Raw genomic sequence first — 16,685 nt, forward strand, 5'->3', positions numbered from 1 at the left:
CCGGGGCGTCCGGCTGCGCACGAGCCCCGGCGGCAGGCCCCGCTCCGCTCAGCCTCCAGGAAGGGTAGGACACCCTGGACGCAGCGGGCGGCACCCACCGGCCCCGGCCGCGCCACGGCGGCCGTCCGACGACAGCGACCCAAGGAGAACGACGCGTGTCCTCTCTCTTCCCGGCCCTCACCGACGACCCAGCCGGCCCCTTCGCCGGCCGTCCCGCCCTGCGCTTCGGCGAGCGCTCACTGACGTACGGGGAACTCGCCGCCGCGGCCGGCGCGGTGGCCGGAGACCTCGAGGGGGTGCGCCGGGCCGCCGTGTGGGCCACACCGGCCCTGGAGACGGCGGTCGCGGTCACGGCGGCCCTGCTCGCCGGGGTGGTGGTGGTCCCGCTCAACCCGAAGTCGGGCGAGCGGGAGCTGGGCCACGTCCTCGGCGACAGCGCCCCCGACGTGCTCCTCACCGCGCCCGGCACCCCGCTGCCCGCCGCGCCGGCCGCCCTGCCCCGCGTCGACGTGGACCCGGACCGCGGCGCCGGCCCGGGCTCCGTGCCCGACGACCGGGAGCGGGATCCCGAGGACCCCGCCCTGATCGTCTACACCTCCGGCACCACCGGCCCGCCCAAGGGCGCGGTCCTCCCCCGCCGTTCGGTCGCCTCGACGCTGGACGCCCTCGCCGACGCCTGGCGGTGGACCGACGGCGACGTGCTGGTGCACGGCCTGCCGCTGTTCCACGTGCACGGCCTGGTCCTCGGCACGCTCGGCCCGCTGCGCCGCGGCGGCTCGGTGCGCCACCTGGGCCGGTTCACCACCGAGGGCGTGGCCCGCGAGCTGAACGACGGCGCGACCATGCTGTTCGGCGTGCCGACGATGTACCACCGCATCGCGGAGGCGCTGCCCGCCGAGCCGGAGCTGGCGCGGGCGCTGTCCGGGGCGCGGCTGCTGGTGTCGGGGTCGGCCGCGCTGCCGGTGCACGACCACGAGCGGATCACGGCGGCGACCGGGGCCCGGGTCGTCGAGCGGTACGGCATGACGGAGACGCTGATGAACACCAGCGTCCGCGTCGGCGCCGCGTCCCGCCCCGGCTCGGTGGGCGTGCCCCTGCCCGGGGTCGGGCTGCGGCTGGTCGAGGAGGACGGCACCCCGGTGACGTCGTACGACGGCGAGACGGTGGGCGAGATCCAGGTGCGCGGGCCGAACCTCTTCACCGGGTACCTCGGCCGTCCGGACGCCACCGCCGAGGCGTTCACCGCCGACGGCTGGTTCCGCACCGGCGACATGGCGGTCCGCGACCCCGGCGGCGACGTCCGCATCGTCGGCCGCAAGGCCACCGACCTGATCAAGAGCGGCGGGTACAAGATCGGCGCGGGCGAGATCGAGAACGCGCTGCTGGAGCACCCCGGGGTGAAGGAGGCGGCCGTCACCGGGGAGCCGGACGCCGACCTGGGCGAGCGGATCGTGGCGTGGGTGGTGCCGGCCGACCCGCAGTCGCCGCCCGGCCTGGGGGAGCTGGCGGACCATGTGGCGGCGCGCCTCGCCCCGCACAAGCGGCCCCGGGCCGTCCGCCACCTCGACGTGCTGCCCCGCAACGACATGGGCAAGATCATGAAGCGGGCGCTGGCCCATGGCTGACCGCCCCTCGGCCCGCGAGGCCCTCGCCCTGGTCACCGACACGTTCACCGAACTGCCGCATCCGGAACGGCGGCCGAGGCCGGACGGCCCGCTCGGCTGGCCCGGCTACGACGCCTCCCGGGCCCGCGCCGCCGCACGCACCGGCGAGGACGAGTCGGTGGTCTGCGGGGTCGCGGACGTCGAGGGCACGCGGGCCGTGCTGATCGCGTTCGAGTTCGGCTTCCTCGGCGGCTCCCTCGGCGAGGGCACCGGCGACCGTCTGGAGGCGGCGTACGCGCACGCCGTCGCCCACCGGCTGCCGCTGGTGTCCCTGGTCGCCACCGGCGGCAGCCGGATGCAGGAGGGCATGCTCGCCCTGACCCAGCTGCAGCGGGTGGCGCGCGCGTCGGCGCGGGCCCGGGAGGCCGGGCTGCCCCGGATAGCCGTGCTGCGGGACCCCACGACCGGCGGCGGCTGGGCCACCCTCGGCGCGGGCGCGGACGTCGTCCTGGCCCTGCCCGGCGCGCAGGTCGGCTTCGCCGGCTCCCGGGTCCGCCCGCCGGACGCCGATCCCACGGCGTACACGGCCGAGGCGCAGGTCGCGGCGGGCACGGCGGACGCGCTGGTCCCGCCGGAGGAACTGCGCACCGTCCTCGGCCGCTGGCTGCGGCTGCTGGCCCGCCCCTGCGCCGAACCGGCCCCGCCGCCGCGCGCCCTGGGCGCGCCGGACCTGCCGGCCACCGGCTGGGACGCGGTCCGCCGGGCCCGCTCGCCCCGGCGCCCGCGCGCCGCCGCCTACCTGGACGCGTACTTCACCGCGCGCGTCACGCTCTCCGGCGACCGCTGCGGCGGCGCCGACCCCGACGGCATGCTCTGCGGCTTCGGCGACCACGAGGGCCGTACGGTCGCCTACGCGGCGCAGACCGGCACGGCCACCCGCCCCGCCGGCTACCGCACCGCCGCCCGCCTGGTCCGCCTCGCCGACCGCCTCGGCATACCGGTGCTGACCCTGGTGGACACCCCGGGCGCGGCCAACGGCGCGGAGGCGGAACGGCAGGGCGCGGGGGCGGCCATCGCGGACCTGTTCGACGCCGTCGCCACCGCCCGCACCCCGCTGACCACGCTGGTCATCGGCGAGGGCGGCTCAGGCGGCGCGCTGGCGCTCGCCGCGCCGGGCGACACCTGGGTCACCCCGGACAGTTACTTCTCGGTGATCGCCCCGGAACTGGCGGCGGCGATCCTCAAACGGCCGCCGAAGGAGGTGGAGGCCACGGCGGACGGTCTCCGCATCCGGCCGCAGGACCTGGTGGAGCTGGGAGTGGTGCGGGGGGTCGTGGGCCCGGGGGGAGCTTAGGCGGCCAACTCCGCCTGGGCGGCCGCGTTCTCACCGGGCAGGGGCTTTCCTGAGCGGTTCTTCACGAGTTCGACCTTCTCGACGAAGAGCTGGAAGAGGAGCTGGCTGGGGCCCAGGTCACGCACGGAGCCGTTGGCGCTGCCCTGCGCGATGCCGATGCTGTAGGGCTCCCTGTCCTCGGCCTTCACACCGATGTACCCGCCCAGGGTGCCCTCGTTCTTCGTCGCGTTCTGGTACGTCCCCTCCTTCTGGTTCGCTTGGCGGATCAGCTCGTTCTTGTAGCCCGGGCCGAGTGCCATGTGGTCCGGGTGGAAGAGGAGCTCGTGGGCTCCGGGCTTCAGGATGAACTTGAGCTGGACCGCGTAGGAGTCGCCCTTCATGTCGTAGTAGGCGTCCGCCTGCCCCTGATCGCCGAGATGGGCCCCGATCGTCAGCCCGGTGAACTTCTGCTGCCGGAAGTCCTTCGCCGTGCCGGCTCCGCCCGCTATGTACGCCGTGAGCGCGTCACGCGAGGCCTGGTCGCCCCAGTACGTCAGGGCGCTGTAGGCCTCCTCGTAGCTCATGGAACGGTAGAGCTCCATCCGTCCGGACGTTTCCGGCTTCTTCGCCAGCTCGGCGAGGAGCCGGGGGCCGACGACCGTGATGATGTCGTCGATCCTGCGCACCTTGCCGGCCTTGAAGCCCTTCGCCTTCTTCTTGGCCTCGGTCATCAACTGGTTCTTCGCCGTGGCGGACTTCTTGTCCTTCCCGCCGACCCCCGCCTTGTCCTCCCAGTACGTGTCCGTCAGGAGCTCCTGCTCGCTCCCCGCCCGCTGCACCGGGAGCGCGCCCCCCGCCGCGACGGGTGCCGCGCTCCGCTGCGCCTCCGCGGTCATCGCGGGGCCGGCGGCCATCACCCGCGCCGCGTTGGCCTCCGCCTCCCGCTCGAAGCGGTCCGACGGGTCGGAGACCTTGAGCCCCGCCCCGTTGTCGGTCCCGGCGACCGGCCCCTGCCGCTGCTGGATGACGTGCGTGAGCTCATGGGCGAGGGTGTGCCGGTCCCCGCCGCCGTCGCCGATGACGACATGGCTGCCGGAGGTGTAGGCGCGGGCGCCGACCTCCGCGGCGGACGCCCTGGCCGCGCCGTCGTCGTGGATGCGGACGTCGGGGAAGTCCGCGCCGAGGCGGGCCTCCATGTCGCTGCGGGTGGTGTCGTCCAGGGGACGTCCGGAGGTGCGCAGGACGTCGTGCACCGCCGACCGCTGCACGGGCCGCTCGCCGGCCGGGGCGTGACCGCACCCGTCGGTGTGCCGGTGCCGCTCCTCGTCGCGCAGGTGACCGGCCTGCCGGAGCATCTGCACGACCGCGGCGTTGCCGGCGCTCGCCTGAAGCCCTTTCAGCCCCACGGGCGCCGGGGCCGTACGGGACGTCACGGCAGGGCCGGGGGACAGCAGCGCCTGCTCGTCGGTCTTCTGCACCGAGCGGGGTTTCTTCGGACTCACGGGATCGCCTCTTCAGAACGTCGGGGCCGTCGCCCGTCGTGACCTGGGTTCTGCAGCATTATCAGGAGAGCCGCCGGCGCGGATCCGCCGTTCGGCGCCCGGCGGCCCGGTCTCTGCCCGGACGTCCACCGGGTCGTGCAGCGAACCTGCCCTTTGAGGCAGTTCCGGCCGCCCCGCGTCGTCGCGGACCGACGGGACCCCCGTTCGGCGGCCCCTCGCCTGGCCCCCCAGGAAAGGCGCCCGCCCCCGCCCGGCACACACGATGCTGTCAGGCCCGCCGCCCGGCGGACCTCCGGCCGCGCACTCGGGAGGAACTGCCGTGACCGCCAGTCTGGAGCAGCTGCGCCGCTGCCACTTCGCCGTCGACCTGGGCGCGGCTCGCACCCGGGTGTACGTCAAGGGCGCCGGCCTCGTCGTCGACCAGCCGTCCGTCGCCGCCGTGAACACCCGTACCGGAGCGCTGATCGCGGTCGGTGAGTTCGCCGAGAAGATGACCGGGCGCACCCCCGACTACATCCGCGTCGTCCGGCCCGTGTCCGGCGGCACCGTCGTCGACATCGAGATGGCGCAGCGGATGCTGCGTCAGCTCATCGGCGACCGCACCCGCCGCGCCCTGCGCCGCAGGCCCCGGCTGCGGGCGGCCGCCTGCACCCCCCACGACGCGGACCCGCTCGCCCAGCGCGCCGCGATCGAGACGCTGGTCGGTCTCGGCGCCCGCCGGGTGGAGCTGGTGGACACGTTGATCGCGGCGGCCGTGGGCTGCGGGCTCCCGGTGGAGCGGCCCGAGGCCACCATGATCATGGTGTGCGGCGCGGCGGCCACGCAGGTGGCCGTGCTGTCGCTCGGCTCGATCGTGCGGGCCGAGCGGATCCCGGTGGGCGGCGAGGCGGTGGACGCGGCGATCGTGCAGCACCTGCGCCACCAGCACGAACTGATGCTCCCGAGCCAGTCCGTCCGCCCGCTGCAGCTCGCGCTGGAGGGGAACGGGCTGACCCCGGAGGGGCCGGAGGTCACGGAGATCCACGGCCGGGACGTCGCCACCGGGCTCGCCCGGTCGGTCAAGGTGGACACGGCGGCGGTGCGACGGGCCATCCAGACGCCGCTCACCGCCGTCCTCGACGGCATCGGCAAGGTGCTGCGGGGCTGCCCGCCCGACCTGGTCGCCGACCTCGCCGACCGCGGCATCATGATGGTCGGCGGCAGCGCCCTGCTGCCGGGCCTGGACCAGATGCTGCGCAAGGCGACCGGCATGCCGGTGCACATCGCGGAGCGCCCCGAGCTGTGCGCCGTGGAAGGGCTCGGCGCCATGCTGGAAGGACGTATCGCCCCGATGGTCCTGGACCCGCTGGGCGCCTGAGACGCCCCGCGGCCCCGTGCCCTCCCCTCCCCCGGCCTGCCCGCGTCCGTGCGGGCAGGCCGTCGCGCATTCCCGGTCATTACGGGGCACGGTGTGTGTACCGCGGTCCAGGGCGGGCAGGCGCATCCGCAGCGCAGCAGTACCGTGCGCAGCCTCTCGTGCGGGCGCCGGCGGCGGCCGGGGCCGCCGGGACGGCCGGGCCACCCACGAGCACCGACAGGGCGGTGACATGACTTCCGCGGCATCGTTCCCCCCGGGGAGACAGGAGACCTTGGTCATCAGCGGTCGCATGGACGCGGACCGGGCGCTGCTCACCCCGTGCGGGGAACTGGTCCGCGGCTGCGCCCAGGCGCTGGCCGAGAAGCTGGCCCAGCTGCCCGCCGGCACGGCGCGGGTCGACCTGGACATGAGCGGCGTGCACTTCATGGACACCGCGGGGCTGGAGTTCCTGGAGGTGCTGCGCGACCACGCCCGCCGGCGTGCCATGCCGGTCACCACGGCCCGCTGGAGCGGCCAGCCGCGCCGCATCCTGGAGCTGGCCGGGCTGGACACCGCGGACCCGCTGCGCTCCCCCGCGCCGCGCCCGTCGCCCGCGGGGTCGGCGGTGGCCCTGGAGCGCCAGGAGCGGCTGCGCCTGCTCCAGGAGGAGGTCGAGCAGCTGCGGCAGGCCATCGCCTCCCGCCCGGTCATCGACCAGGCGCGCGGCATCCTGATGGCGACGCACGGCTGCACCTCGGACGAGGCCTGGCACATCCTGCGGGAGGCGTCCCAGCTGTCCAACACCAAGCTGCGCGTCGTCGCCGAGTCGCTGACGGCCTGCGCGGGGGCGGAGGGCGCTCCCCCGCCCCCGGAGGTGCGCACGGCGCTGGCCCGCGCCCTCGCCCGCCGCGCGGCACGGTGACATCGCCGCGCGCGGGGTACCCGTGTCGCCGGACGGACGGGACCCGCGACAGGAAGGCGGCACGATGAGCGAGCACACTCCGTCCCAGGCCGAGGGCGACCGGGACGACAGCGAATGGACCACCCCCGACGTGGTGCACACCACGCCCTCGCAGGCGGAAGGGGAACGCGACCCGTCGGACGCGCCGACGCAGTCCGACGACAACGCCGTACAGGGGACCCCCGGAGCCGGATGACCCGGCTCGGGGGGCGGCGGTTCCGGGGGAACCGTGAGGGGTGGGGCGGGTGGGACTCGAACCCACGGCCGACGGATTATGAGTCCGTTGCTCTAACCGGCTGAGCTACCGCCCCATGGCGGCGTGTCGCGTACATGTGTGCGCGCCGTCTGCCGCAGCATAGCCGCTCATACGATCTCCTGCTTCGGACGGTCGGCTGCGTACGGCCCTGTTGACCATGAGGACCGCGCCGCGCCGCGCGCGGTTCCACCGGACATGAAAAAGGACCCCCACGGGGGTCCTCGTTCAGCATGCTCCCCCGACTGGACTCGAACCAGTAACCTGCCGGTTAACAGCCGGCTGCTCTGCCAATTGAGCTACGGAGGACCGAGCTCCCCCGACTGGACTCGAACCAGTAACCTGCCGGTTAACAGCCGGCTGCTCTGCCAATTGAGCTACGGAGGAATGCCTCGTTCTGCATCGAACGCACCTGCCTGGGTATCCGCCAGGGGGCGCGCGCTCGCTGCGACACATACATTAGCGCAAGCAGGGGGGTGCTCCGCCAATCGGTACTCCCCGGCCCGTCGCCGCGCCGGATACCCATGCAGACTGGAACAACGGGAAGGGTGGCCGCCAATGCGTTACCGGCTCACGTTCGTCGTCGGAGCAGCTCTTGGTTACGTGCTGGGCACGAAAGCCGGGCGCGAGCGCTACGAGCAGATGAAGAGGTCCGCGCTGCGGCTGGCGCAGAACCCCGCGGTCCGCAACACCGCCGAGACCGCGGCCCAGCAGAGCCGTGAGTTCGCCGACAAGGCCTACCACGTGGTGAGCGACAAGGTCGGCGACCGCATGCCCGACTCCGTCGCCCAGCGCGTCCACGCGCTGCGCGAGCGCTCCGCCCACGGCCCGGCCGAGGACGACTGGGGCACGAGCAACACCTGACGCACACCCCATCCCTCCCCATGCGGCAAAATCACCGTATGGGGATAGTCGCCGGGCTGGACAGTGCGCCCGATTTCACTCGCATCGTCGTCTGCGACACGGACACCGGGGCCGTGCTCAGGCAGGGGTACGCCCCGCACCCGGTGCAGGGTCCCGACGGCGGCCGCTCCTCGGACGTCGACCCGCAGGCCTGGCTGCTGTCACTCGGCGAGGCCGCGGGCGGCGGACTGCTGGAGGGCGTGCAGGCCATCGGCGTGTCGGCGCAGGCGGGCGCGCTGGTCCCGCTGGACGCGCAGGGCGGCACGGTCCGCCCGGCGATGACCGGGGGCGACAAGCGCGCCCAGGTCGCGGCGGCCGATCTGGTCGACGCGTTCGGCGGGCGGGAGGCGTGGGCGCAGGCCGTGGGCTGTGTGCCGGGCGCCGCGCAGCCGGTGACCAAGCTGCGCTGGATGGCCCGTACCGAACCGGAGAACGCGGCACGGACGGCCGTGCTGCTGCAGGCCCACGACTGGCTGGTGTGGCAGTTGCTGGGCCGGCCGGTGCGCCGGACCACCGACCGGGGCGGCGCCTCCGGCACCGGCTACTGGTCGGCGGCCACCGGCGGTTACCGGCCCGACCTGGTGGAGCTGGCGCTCGGGCACCAGGCGATGCTGCCCGAGGTGATCGGTCCGGCGGACGCGGCCGGCACCACCCCCGAGGGGCTGATGATCTCCGCCGGCACGGCGGACACGATGGCCGCGGCGTTCGGCCTCGGCATCGGGCTCGGCGACGCGGTGGTGTCGCTGGGCGCGTCCGGCTCGGTGATGGCCGTGCACCCCGAGGCGCTCGTCGACCGCACCGGCATGATCACCTCGCTGGCCGACGCCACCGGCATGCACCTGCCCGTCGTCACCACGCTGAACGCGGTGCGGGCGCTGCGCGGCACCGCGGAACTGCTCGGGCTGCCGGACCTGGAGAGCCTGTCCGACCTGGCGATGAAGTCGACGCCGGGTGCGCACGGGCTGGTGCTGCTGCCGTACCTGGAGGGCGAGCGCACCCCGAACCTGCCGCACACCGCCGGGACCCTGGCCGGGCTGCGGCGGGAGTCGATGAAGCCGGAGCACCTGGCCCGGGCGGCGTTCGAGGGGATGCTGTGCGGCCTCGCGGACGCGCTGGACGTGCTGCGCGGCCGGGGCGTGGAGGTGCGGCGGGTGTTCCTGCTCGGTCCCGCTGCCGAACTGCCCGCCGTGCAGGCGGCGGCGCCCGCGCTGTTCGGCGCGCAGGTCGTCGTGCCGCAGCCCGCGGACTACGCGGCGACGGGCGCGGCCCGGCAGGCGGCCTGGGCGCTCGGGGTGTCGCAGGGCGCCCTCGACCCGCGGACCCCGCCGGTCTGGCCGGGTCCGGTGGCGCAGGTGCTGGACCCGGGCGAGGAGCTGGCGGTGGGTCAGGCCGTGCGCCAGCAGTACGTGGCGGTGCGCGAGCAGACCCACCCGGGGGCGTTCCCGCGGTAGGCGGCCGCGCGGAGGGACGGCGCGCCGGGGCCCGTAAATGACTTGAGGTAACGCCGGTGGAGTGCCCGACGATAGGGGCCACGGGCGACCGCATGGCCCCGCCGTCCACTCCGAGAGAAGCAGCGTGCTCATACGACTTCTGCGTGACCGTCTACGGCCCTACAAAAGACCTCTCGCTCTGCTGGTGGCCCTGCAGTTGCTGCAGACCTGCGCCACGCTCTACCTGCCCACGCTGAACGCGGACATCATCGACAACGGTGTCGTCCGAGGTGACACGGGTTACATCCTCGGTTACGGCGGCCTGATGACCGGCATCTCGCTGGCGCAGGTCGTCTGCAACGTCGGCGCCGTGTACTACGGGGCCCGGACCGCGGCGGCCCTGGGACGGGACGTGCGCGCCGCCGTCTTCGACCGGGTGCAGTCCTTCTCCGCCCGTGAGGTGGGGCACTTCGGCGCGCCGTCGCTGATCACACGGACGACGAACGACGTCCAGCAGATCCAGATGCTCACCCTGATGACGTTCACCCTGATGGTGTCGGCGCCGATCATGTGCGTGGGCGGGGTGGTGCTGGCGCTCGGACTCGACGTGCCGCTGTCCGGGGTGCTGGTCGCGGTGGTGCCGGTGCTGGGCGTCTGCGTGACGCTGATCGTGCGCCGGCTGCGGCCGCTGTTCCGCACCATGCAGGAGCGGCTGGACACGGTGAACCGGGTGCTGCGCGAGCAGATCACCGGCAACCGGGTCATCCGCGCGTTCGTGCGGGACGCCTACGAGCAGAGGCGGTTCCACGGGTCCAACACCGAGCTGACCGATGTGTCGCTGCGCACCGGCAACCTGCTCGCACTGATGTTCCCGGTGGTCATGACGGTGGTGAACCTGTCGTCCATCGCGGTGGTGTGGTTCGGCGCGCACCGCATCGACAGCGGCGGGATGCAGATCGGCGACCTGACGGCGTTCCTCGCCTACCTGATGCAGATCGTCATGTCCGTGATGATGGCCACGTTCATGTTCATGATGGTGCCGCGCGCCGAGGTGTGCGCCGAGCGCATCCAGGAGGTGCTGGACACCTCCTCGAGCGTGGTGCCGCCCTCCGCGCCCGTCACCGAGCTGCGCCGGCACGGGCATCTGGAGATCCGGGGCGCGGGCTTCCGCTATCCGGGCGCCGAGGAGCCGGTGCTGCGGGCGGTCGACCTGGTGGCACGGCCCGGCGAGGTCACCGCCGTGATCGGCCCCACCGGCAGCGGCAAGTCCACGCTGCTGGGGCTGGTGCCGCGGCTGTTCGACGCGACCGACGGCGAGGTGCTGGTCGACGGGGTGCCGGTGGCGGACATCGACCCGGCGCTGCTCGCCCGTACCGTCGGGCTGGTGCCGCAGAAGCCGTACCTGTTCGCGGGCACGGTGGCGACCAATCTGCGCTACGGCAACCCGGACGCCACGGACGAGGAGCTGTGGCACGCGCTGGAGCTGGCGCAGGGCAGGGACTTCGTGGAGCGGCTGGAGGGCGGGCTCGACGCGCCGATCGCGCAGGGCGGGACGAACGTCTCCGGCGGCCAGCGCCAACGCCTGGCGATCGCCCGGACGCTGGTGCGGCGCCCGGAGATCTACCTCTTCGACGACTCCTTCTCCGCGCTCGACTACGCCACCGACGCGGCCCTGCGCGCGGCGCTCGCGCGGGAGACGGCCGAGGCGACGGTGGTGATCGTCGCCCAGCGGGTGGCGACCATCCGCGACGCCGACCGGATCGTGGTGCTGGAGGAGGGCCGGGTCGTCGGCACCGGGCGGCACCACGAACTGATGGCGGACAACGAGACCTACCGGGAGATCGTGCTCTCCCAGCTGACGGAAGCGGAGGCGGCCTGATGGCGGGACCAGGGGGCCGGATGACGGCCGGGGTCGCCCCCGGCCAGCGGTCGATCGACTTCAAGGGGTCCAGCAAGCGGCTGCTCGCCCGCTTCGGGCCGGAACGCCTCACCCTGTACGGGCTGCTGTCCTGTGTCGTGGTGAGCGTGGCGCTCAGCGTGGTCGGGCCGAAGATCCTGGGCCGGGCCACCGACCTGGTGTTCGCGGGCATCGTCGGCCGCGACATGCCGGAGGGCGCCACCAAGGAACAGGTGCTGGAGTCGATGCGGGAACGCGGCGACGGCGACGTCGCCGACATGCTCCGCTCCACGGACTTCACGCCGGGTCAGGGCATCGACTTCACCGCGGTGGGGAACGTCCTGCTGCTCGCGCTGGCGGTGTTCGGTGCGGCCGGGCTGCTGATGGCGGTGGCGACCCGGCTGGTGAACCGGGCCGTGAACCGCACCATGTTCCGGATGCGCGAGGACGTGCAGACGAAGCTGTCGCGGCTGCCGCTGTCGTACTTCGACCGGCGGCAGCGCGGTGAGGTGCTGAGCCGGGCGACGAACGACATCGACAACATCGGGCAGACGCTCCAGCAGTCGATGGGGCAGCTGATCAACTCGCTGCTCACCATCATCGGCGTGCTCGCGATGATGTTCTACGTCTCCTGGATCCTGGCGCTGGTCGCCCTGGTGACGGTGCCCCTGTCGTTCGTCGTCGCCACGCGGGTCGGCAAGCGGTCGCAGCCGCACTTCGTGCAGCAGTGGCGCTCCACCGGCACGCTCAACGCGCACGTCGAGGAGATGTACACCGGGCACGCCCTGGTGAAGGTGTTCGGGCGGCAGGAGGAGTCGGCGCGGAAGTTCGCCGAGGAGAACGAGGCGCTCTACGAGGCCGGGTTCAAGGCGCAGTTCACCAGCGGCGTCATGCAGCCGCTGATGATGTTCGTGTCGAACCTCAACTACGTGCTGGTCGCGGTCGTCGGCGGCCTGCGGGTCGCCTCCGGGGCGCTGTCCATCGGGGACGTGCAGGCGTTCATCCAGTACTCGCGGCAGTTCTCGATGCCGCTGACGCAGGTCGCGTCGATGGCGAACCTGGTGCAGTCGGGCGTCGCCTCCGCCGAGCGGGTCTTCGAGGTGCTCGACGCCGAGGAGCAGCAGGCCGACCCGTCGCCCGCCGAGCGGCCGGAGCGGCTGCGCGGACGGGTGGCGCTGGAGCACGTGTCGTTCCGCTACGACCCGGAGAAGCCGCTGATCGAGGACCTGTCGCTGACGGTCGAGCCGGGCCGCACGGTGGCCATCGTCGGACCGACCGGCGCCGGCAAGACCACGCTGGTCAACCTGCTGATGCGGTTCTACGAGGTGTCCGGCGGGCGGATCACCCTGGACGGCGTGGACATCGCGCGGATGACGCGGGACGAGCTGCGCTCCGGGATCGGCATGGTGCTGCAGGACACGTGGCTGTTCGGCGGCACCATCGCGGAGAACATCGCGTACGGCGCGTCCCGTGAGGTCACCCGGGAGGAGATCGAGGAGGCGGCCCGGGCGGCGCACGCCGACCGGTTCATCCGCACCCTGCCCGACGGGTACGACACCGTCATCGACGACGAGGGCAGCGGGGTCAGCGCGGGCGAGAAGCAGCTCATCACGATCGCGCGGGCGTTCCTGTCCGACCCGGTGATCCTGGTCCTGGACGAGGCCACGAGTTCCGTGGACACCCGTACCGAGGTGCTGATCCAGAAGGCGATGGCCGAGCTGGCGCACGGGCGGACGTCCTTCGTCATCGCGCACCGGCTGTCGACGATCCGTGACGCGGACACCATCCTGGTGATGGAGAACGGCGCGATCGTCGAACAGGGCGCGCACGACAAGCTGCTGGCGGCGGACGGCGCGTACGCCCGGCTGTACCAGGCGCAGTTCGCGCAGGCGGTCGCCGAGGTCGACTGACGCCCCGGGTGCCGGCGGGACCGGCTCACGGTCCCTCCGGCACCCGGGCGATCAGTCGAGGTACCCGCGCAGCTGGTCCGCGTAGGCGTGGTCCCGGAGCTTGTTGAGCGTCTTGGACTCGATCTGGCGTATGCGTTCCCGCGTCACGCCGAAGATGCGGCCGATCTCCTCCAGCGTGCGGGGCCGCCCGTCGGCCAGCCCGTAGCGCAGCTGCACCACCTTGCGTTCGCGCTCCCCCAGTGTGGACAGCACCGCCTCCAGGTGCTGCCGCAGCAGCAGGAACGCCGCCGACTCCGCGGGGCTGGCGGCGTCCCCGTCCTCGATGAGGTCGCCGAGCGCGACGTCGTCCTCCTCGCCCACGGGCGCGTGCAGCGACACCGGCTCCTGGGCCAGCCGCAGCACCTCGCCCACCCGCTCGGGCGGCAGGTCCAGGTGGGCGGCGACCTCCTGCGGCGTCGGCTCGCAGCCGCGCTCCTGGAGCATCCGCCGCTGCACGCGCACCACGCGGTTGATCAGTTCCACGACGTGCACCGGCACGCGGATGGTGCGGGCCTGGTCGGCGAGCGCCCGGGACATGGCCTGCCGGATCCACCAGGTCGCGTACGTGGAGAACTTGAAGCCGCGCGCGTAGTCGAACTTCTCCACGGCCCGGATCAGGCCGAGGTTGCCCTCCTGGACCAGGTCGAGCATGGTCAGCCCGCGGCCCACGTACCGCTTGGCCACGGAGACGACCAGCCGCAGGTTCGCCTCGATCAGGCGGCGTTTGGCCATGCGGCCCGCGACGACGAGCCGGTCCAGGTCGTGCGCGAGCCGGCTGTCCAGGTCGGGGGTGAGGCGCAGCTTCTCCTCGGCGAACAGGCCGGCCTCGACCCGGCGGGCGAGCTCCACCTCCTCGGCGGCGGTGAGCAGCGGGATGCGGCCGATCTCCCGCAGGTACTGGCGGAACAGGTCGGAGGAGGGGCCGCCGGTCTCGGGCCGCACCGGCGGACCGGCCGGCTCGGCCGGCCCCACGACGTCCGGCGGCCCGGCCTCGACGGGATCCTCCGCGGACCGGGGCTCCACCGGCGCGAGCGGCTCCGGACCCGTCCCGGGGCGCTGCCCGGCGCGGCTGCGCGCGGGCATCGCGACCAGCAGATCCGCGTCCGGCGCGGCGCCGACGACGTCGGTGTCGGTCTGGGTGAGGGGCTGGGTGAGGGTCCGGGTCTGCACGGGGGCGACCTCCAGGATGATCGCTGCCTGGGGGTGGGGCAGCGGTTCTTCAGGGGCGGAGTCGACGGCCTCGCCGCTGTCCGTCCCGTACGCGAGGGGCGGAACCGCGGGGGTGTGCGGCCCGTCGCCGACGGGCCGGCCGCGCTCCGAGGACTCAGGCACCGCCCCCAGTGTGGGGTACGGCACATCGTCCTCACGAGGGGCGTGCGATGACTTTTTGCGTCCGCGCCGTCACCGACCGGTCATCCGGGAGGCCGACGGCCCTGGCGGGTGGGCGCGTCCGCGGAGGGACGCGGTGGCTACAGGGCCGCCGCGCCGTGTTCGCGCAGGGCCTGGTCGTACTGCTGGAGGACCCACAACTCGTTCTGCACGGCGGCGAGTTCGCTCGGTTCGCCGTGGTTGCCGAGGCGGGTGAGGCGACTGGTGATGTCGCGGATGCGGCGTTCGACGGCGCGGCGGCGGACGGTGACGAGCTGGGCGCCCGCGTAGGTCTCGTCGACGTCCTTGACGCCCCGGTGCAGCATGATCGCCTCGACCGCCAGCTCCGTGACCATGGCGCGGACCGTGTCATCGGGGGCCGCGTCGCGGACCCGGATCAGATACTCCTGCGGGTCGTGGACGCCGTGCTCGGCGCCGCCCGCGTCCAGGATCGCCTGGCGCACGGCCGCGTAGGGCGGGGCGGTGAACTCGTCGACGCCGTACGCGTCGAAGGCGGGCGAGACCAGCTCCGGGCGCTGGAGGGCGAGCTTGAGCAGTTCGCGCTCGGTGGCGAAGACCGGGTTGCGGAGGTTCAGGGCGGGGCCGCGCGGGGCGGCCGGCGCGGCGGCGTACTGCTGGGGGCCGCCGGCGGGACGGCGGTGCTCGGGGGCCGGGCCCTTGCCGCCGCGGTCGCGGGCCCAGCGGGCGAGCTGGGCGACCCGCTTCACGACGAACTGCGTGTCGAGGATGCCGAGCATCCCGGCGAGCTGGACGGCGACCTCGTGCTGGGCGCCGCTGTTCTTGATCCGGGCCACGACCGGGGCGGCCTCGTCGAGGGCGGCGGCGCGGCCGGCCGGGGTGTCCAGGTCGTAGCGGCCGACGATCTGGCGGAGCGCGAACTCGAACAGCGGGGTGCGCGGCTCGACCAGGTCGGCGACCGCCTCGTCGCCCTTGGCGAGCCGCAGGTCGCAGGGGTCCATGCCGTCGGGCGCGATGGCGATGTACGTCTCGGCGGCGAACTTCTGGTCGTCCTCGAAGGCGCGCAGGGCGGCCTTCTGGCCGGCCGCGTCGCCGTCGAAGGTGAAGATGACGCGCGCCGAGCCGTTGTCCATCAGCAGGCGGCGCAGGATCTTGATGTGGTCGCCGCCGAAGGCGGTGCCACAGGTGGCGATGGCCGTCGTCACGCCCGCGAGGTGGCAGGCCATGACGTCGGTGTAGCCCTCGACGACGACCGCGCGGGAGGACTTCGCGATGTCCTTCTTCGCCAGGTCGATGCCGTAGAGGACCTGGGACTTCTTGTAGATCGCCGTCTCGGGCGTGTTGAGGTACTTGGGGCCGTTGTCCGCGTCGTGGAGCTTGCGGGCGCCGAAGCCGACGACGTCGCCGCCGATGTCGCGGACGGGCCACATCAGCCGGCCGCGGAAGCGGTCGATGGGGCCGCGGCGGCCCTCCTGGGCGAGTCCGGAGAGCACCAGCTCCTTGTCGCTGAAGCCCTTGCCGCGCAGGAAGCGGGTGAGGTGGTCCCAGCCCTGGGGGCTGTAGCCGACGCCGAAGTGCACGGCGGCGGCCTGGTCGAAGCCGCGCTCGGCGAGGAAGAGGCGGCCGGTCTCCGCCTCGGGGCTGGTCGCGAGCTGTTCCGCGTACCACTCGGCGGCCAGCTTGTGCGCCTCGACCAGCCGGATGCGCTCCCCGCGCTGGTGGGCCGGGTTGTACCCGCCCTCCTCGTAGCGCAGGGTGATGCCGGCCTGACCGGCCAGGCGCTCGACCGCCTCCGAGAAGGAGAGGTGGTCGATCTTCATCACGAAGGTGAGGGTGTCGCCGCCCTCCTGGCAGCCGAAGCAGTGGAAGAGTCCCTTGCTCGGGCTGACCTGGAAGGACGGCGACTTCTCGTCGTGGAACGGACAGAGGCCCTTCAGGTTGCCGCCGCCCGCGTTGCGCAGCTGGAGGTACTCGGACACCACGGCGTCGATCGGGACCGCGTCCCGTACCGCCTTCACGTCCTCGTCATTGATCCGTCCTGCCACGCGTAGATTCTACGGGTGCGCCATGACATCCCCGGGGCGCGGAGCGCCCCGGAAGGGGACCGGCACTGTGACATGCGCGGCACGCCCTCACCGGGCGGAGGGCTCGACGCCCTCGCGGGCGGCGC

Annotated in this window: 12 protein-coding genes and 3 tRNA genes; 9 read left to right on the top strand and 6 right to left on the bottom strand. The window is 73.5% G+C overall.

What is annotated here, in order from left to right; all coding sequences use genetic code 11:
• Nucleotides 1–155 precede the first annotated feature (155 nt).
• Both ACIQ8B_RS02525 and ACIQ8B_RS02530 read left to right on the top strand, forming a co-directional pair.
• Nucleotides 156–1,625, top strand: coding sequence for an acyl-CoA synthetase (locus ACIQ8B_RS02525; protein ID WP_403544703.1), 1,470 nt, complete (start codon nucleotides 156–158; stop codon nucleotides 1,623–1,625).
• Nucleotides 1,618–2,958: a carboxyl transferase domain-containing protein gene (locus ACIQ8B_RS02530; RefSeq protein ID WP_403544705.1), complete on the top strand. Its 1,341-nt coding sequence runs from the start codon at nucleotides 1,618–1,620 to the stop codon at nucleotides 2,956–2,958. The genes ACIQ8B_RS02525 and ACIQ8B_RS02530 overlap by 8 nt, the downstream gene beginning before the upstream one ends.
• On the opposite strand, the gene ACIQ8B_RS02535 is transcribed toward ACIQ8B_RS02530, so the two are convergent.
• Entirely contained in the window at nucleotides 2,955–4,439 is a 1,485-nt protein-coding gene (locus tag ACIQ8B_RS02535; protein ID WP_403544707.1) for a DUF4157 domain-containing protein, read from the bottom strand. The genes ACIQ8B_RS02530 and ACIQ8B_RS02535 overlap by 4 nt on opposite strands.
• A gap of 319 nt (nucleotides 4,440–4,758) precedes the next feature.
• Here ACIQ8B_RS02535 and ACIQ8B_RS02540 point away from each other — a divergent pair, with 319 nt between their 5' ends.
• The 3 genes from ACIQ8B_RS02540 to ACIQ8B_RS02550 all read left to right on the top strand — a co-directional run bounded on the left by ACIQ8B_RS02540 (nucleotide 4,759) and on the right by ACIQ8B_RS02550 (nucleotide 6,932).
• On the top strand, nucleotides 4,759–5,796 hold the full coding sequence (locus ACIQ8B_RS02540) for a rod shape-determining protein (protein WP_290004708.1): 1,038 nt from the start codon (nucleotides 4,759–4,761) through the stop codon (nucleotides 5,794–5,796).
• 229 nt (nucleotides 5,797–6,025) lie between these two features.
• Nucleotides 6,026–6,697 carry an ANTAR domain-containing response regulator gene (locus ACIQ8B_RS02545; RefSeq protein WP_403544709.1) on the top strand — a complete coding sequence of 224 codons (672 nt, stop codon included), beginning with the start codon at nucleotides 6,026–6,028 and terminating at the stop codon, nucleotides 6,695–6,697.
• 64 nt (nucleotides 6,698–6,761) lie between these two features.
• Nucleotides 6,762–6,932, top strand: coding sequence for a hypothetical protein (locus ACIQ8B_RS02550; RefSeq protein WP_198602562.1), 171 nt, complete (start codon nucleotides 6,762–6,764; stop codon nucleotides 6,930–6,932).
• A gap of 41 nt (nucleotides 6,933–6,973) precedes the next feature.
• Here the strand turns inward: ACIQ8B_RS02550 and ACIQ8B_RS02555 are convergent.
• The 3 genes from ACIQ8B_RS02555 to ACIQ8B_RS02565 all read right to left on the bottom strand — a co-directional run bounded on the left by ACIQ8B_RS02555 (nucleotide 6,974) and on the right by ACIQ8B_RS02565 (nucleotide 7,376).
• Nucleotides 6,974–7,047 (bottom strand) — tRNA-Ile (locus ACIQ8B_RS02555).
• A 178-nt stretch (nucleotides 7,048–7,225) separates the two neighbouring features.
• Nucleotides 7,226–7,298 (bottom strand) — tRNA-Asn (locus ACIQ8B_RS02560).
• A 5-nt stretch (nucleotides 7,299–7,303) separates the two neighbouring features.
• Nucleotides 7,304–7,376 (bottom strand) — tRNA-Asn (locus tag ACIQ8B_RS02565).
• A 171-nt stretch (nucleotides 7,377–7,547) separates the two neighbouring features.
• On the opposite strand from ACIQ8B_RS02565, the gene ACIQ8B_RS02570 reads away from it, so the two are divergent.
• The 4 genes from ACIQ8B_RS02570 (at nucleotide 7,548) to ACIQ8B_RS02585 (ending at nucleotide 13,129) form a co-directional block, all read left to right on the top strand.
• On the top strand, nucleotides 7,548–7,853 hold the full coding sequence (locus ACIQ8B_RS02570; RefSeq protein ID WP_106414343.1) for a YtxH domain-containing protein: 306 nt from the start codon (nucleotides 7,548–7,550) through the stop codon (nucleotides 7,851–7,853).
• A gap of 38 nt (nucleotides 7,854–7,891) precedes the next feature.
• Nucleotides 7,892–9,343: an FGGY-family carbohydrate kinase gene (locus ACIQ8B_RS02575; protein WP_290004712.1), complete on the top strand. Its 1,452-nt coding sequence runs from the start codon at nucleotides 7,892–7,894 to the stop codon at nucleotides 9,341–9,343.
• Between the two features lie 124 nt (nucleotides 9,344–9,467).
• Complete coding sequence (locus ACIQ8B_RS02580) at nucleotides 9,468–11,201, top strand: ABC transporter ATP-binding protein (RefSeq protein WP_403544712.1); 1,734 nt, start codon at nucleotides 9,468–9,470, stop codon at nucleotides 11,199–11,201.
• Entirely contained in the window at nucleotides 11,201–13,129 is a 1,929-nt protein-coding gene (locus ACIQ8B_RS02585) for an ABC transporter ATP-binding protein (RefSeq protein ID WP_290004714.1), read from the top strand. Before ACIQ8B_RS02580 ends, ACIQ8B_RS02585 begins: the two co-directional genes overlap by 1 nt.
• 51 nt (nucleotides 13,130–13,180) lie before the next feature.
• Here the strand turns inward: ACIQ8B_RS02585 and ACIQ8B_RS02590 are convergent, their stop codons facing one another.
• Nucleotides 13,181–14,500 (bottom strand): sigma-70 family RNA polymerase sigma factor, encoded by a 1,320-nt coding sequence (locus tag ACIQ8B_RS02590; protein ID WP_403544715.1) that lies wholly within the window; start codon nucleotides 14,498–14,500, stop codon nucleotides 13,181–13,183.
• 137 nt (nucleotides 14,501–14,637) lie between these two features.
• A complete protein-coding gene (dnaG, locus tag ACIQ8B_RS02595; protein ID WP_403544717.1) occupies nucleotides 14,638–16,560 on the bottom strand; it encodes a DNA primase in 1,923 nt (640 codons plus the stop codon).
• Between the last annotated feature and the right edge of the window lie 125 nt (nucleotides 16,561–16,685).

Source organism: Streptomyces sp. NPDC096105, assembly GCF_044763335.1.
In the GTDB taxonomy this organism is placed as follows: Bacteria; Actinomycetota; Actinomycetes; order Streptomycetales; family Streptomycetaceae; genus Streptomyces.

Excerpts from the sequence above, each read along its gene's own strand:
- ACIQ8B_RS02530 (WP_403544705.1), top strand. The coding sequence starts at position 1,618 with ATGGCTGACCGCCCCTCGGCCCGCGAGGCCCTCGCCCTGGTCACCGAC.
- ACIQ8B_RS02545 (WP_403544709.1), top strand. The coding sequence starts at position 6,026 with ATGACTTCCGCGGCATCGTTCCCCCCGGGGAGACAGGAGACCTTGGTC.
- ACIQ8B_RS02550 (WP_198602562.1), top strand. The coding sequence starts at position 6,762 with ATGAGCGAGCACACTCCGTCCCAGGCCGAGGGCGACCGGGACGACAGC.
- ACIQ8B_RS02570 (WP_106414343.1), top strand. The coding sequence starts at position 7,548 with ATGCGTTACCGGCTCACGTTCGTCGTCGGAGCAGCTCTTGGTTACGTG.
- ACIQ8B_RS02575 (WP_290004712.1), top strand. The coding sequence starts at position 7,892 with ATGGGGATAGTCGCCGGGCTGGACAGTGCGCCCGATTTCACTCGCATC.
- ACIQ8B_RS02585 (WP_290004714.1), top strand. The coding sequence starts at position 11,201 with ATGGCGGGACCAGGGGGCCGGATGACGGCCGGGGTCGCCCCCGGCCAG.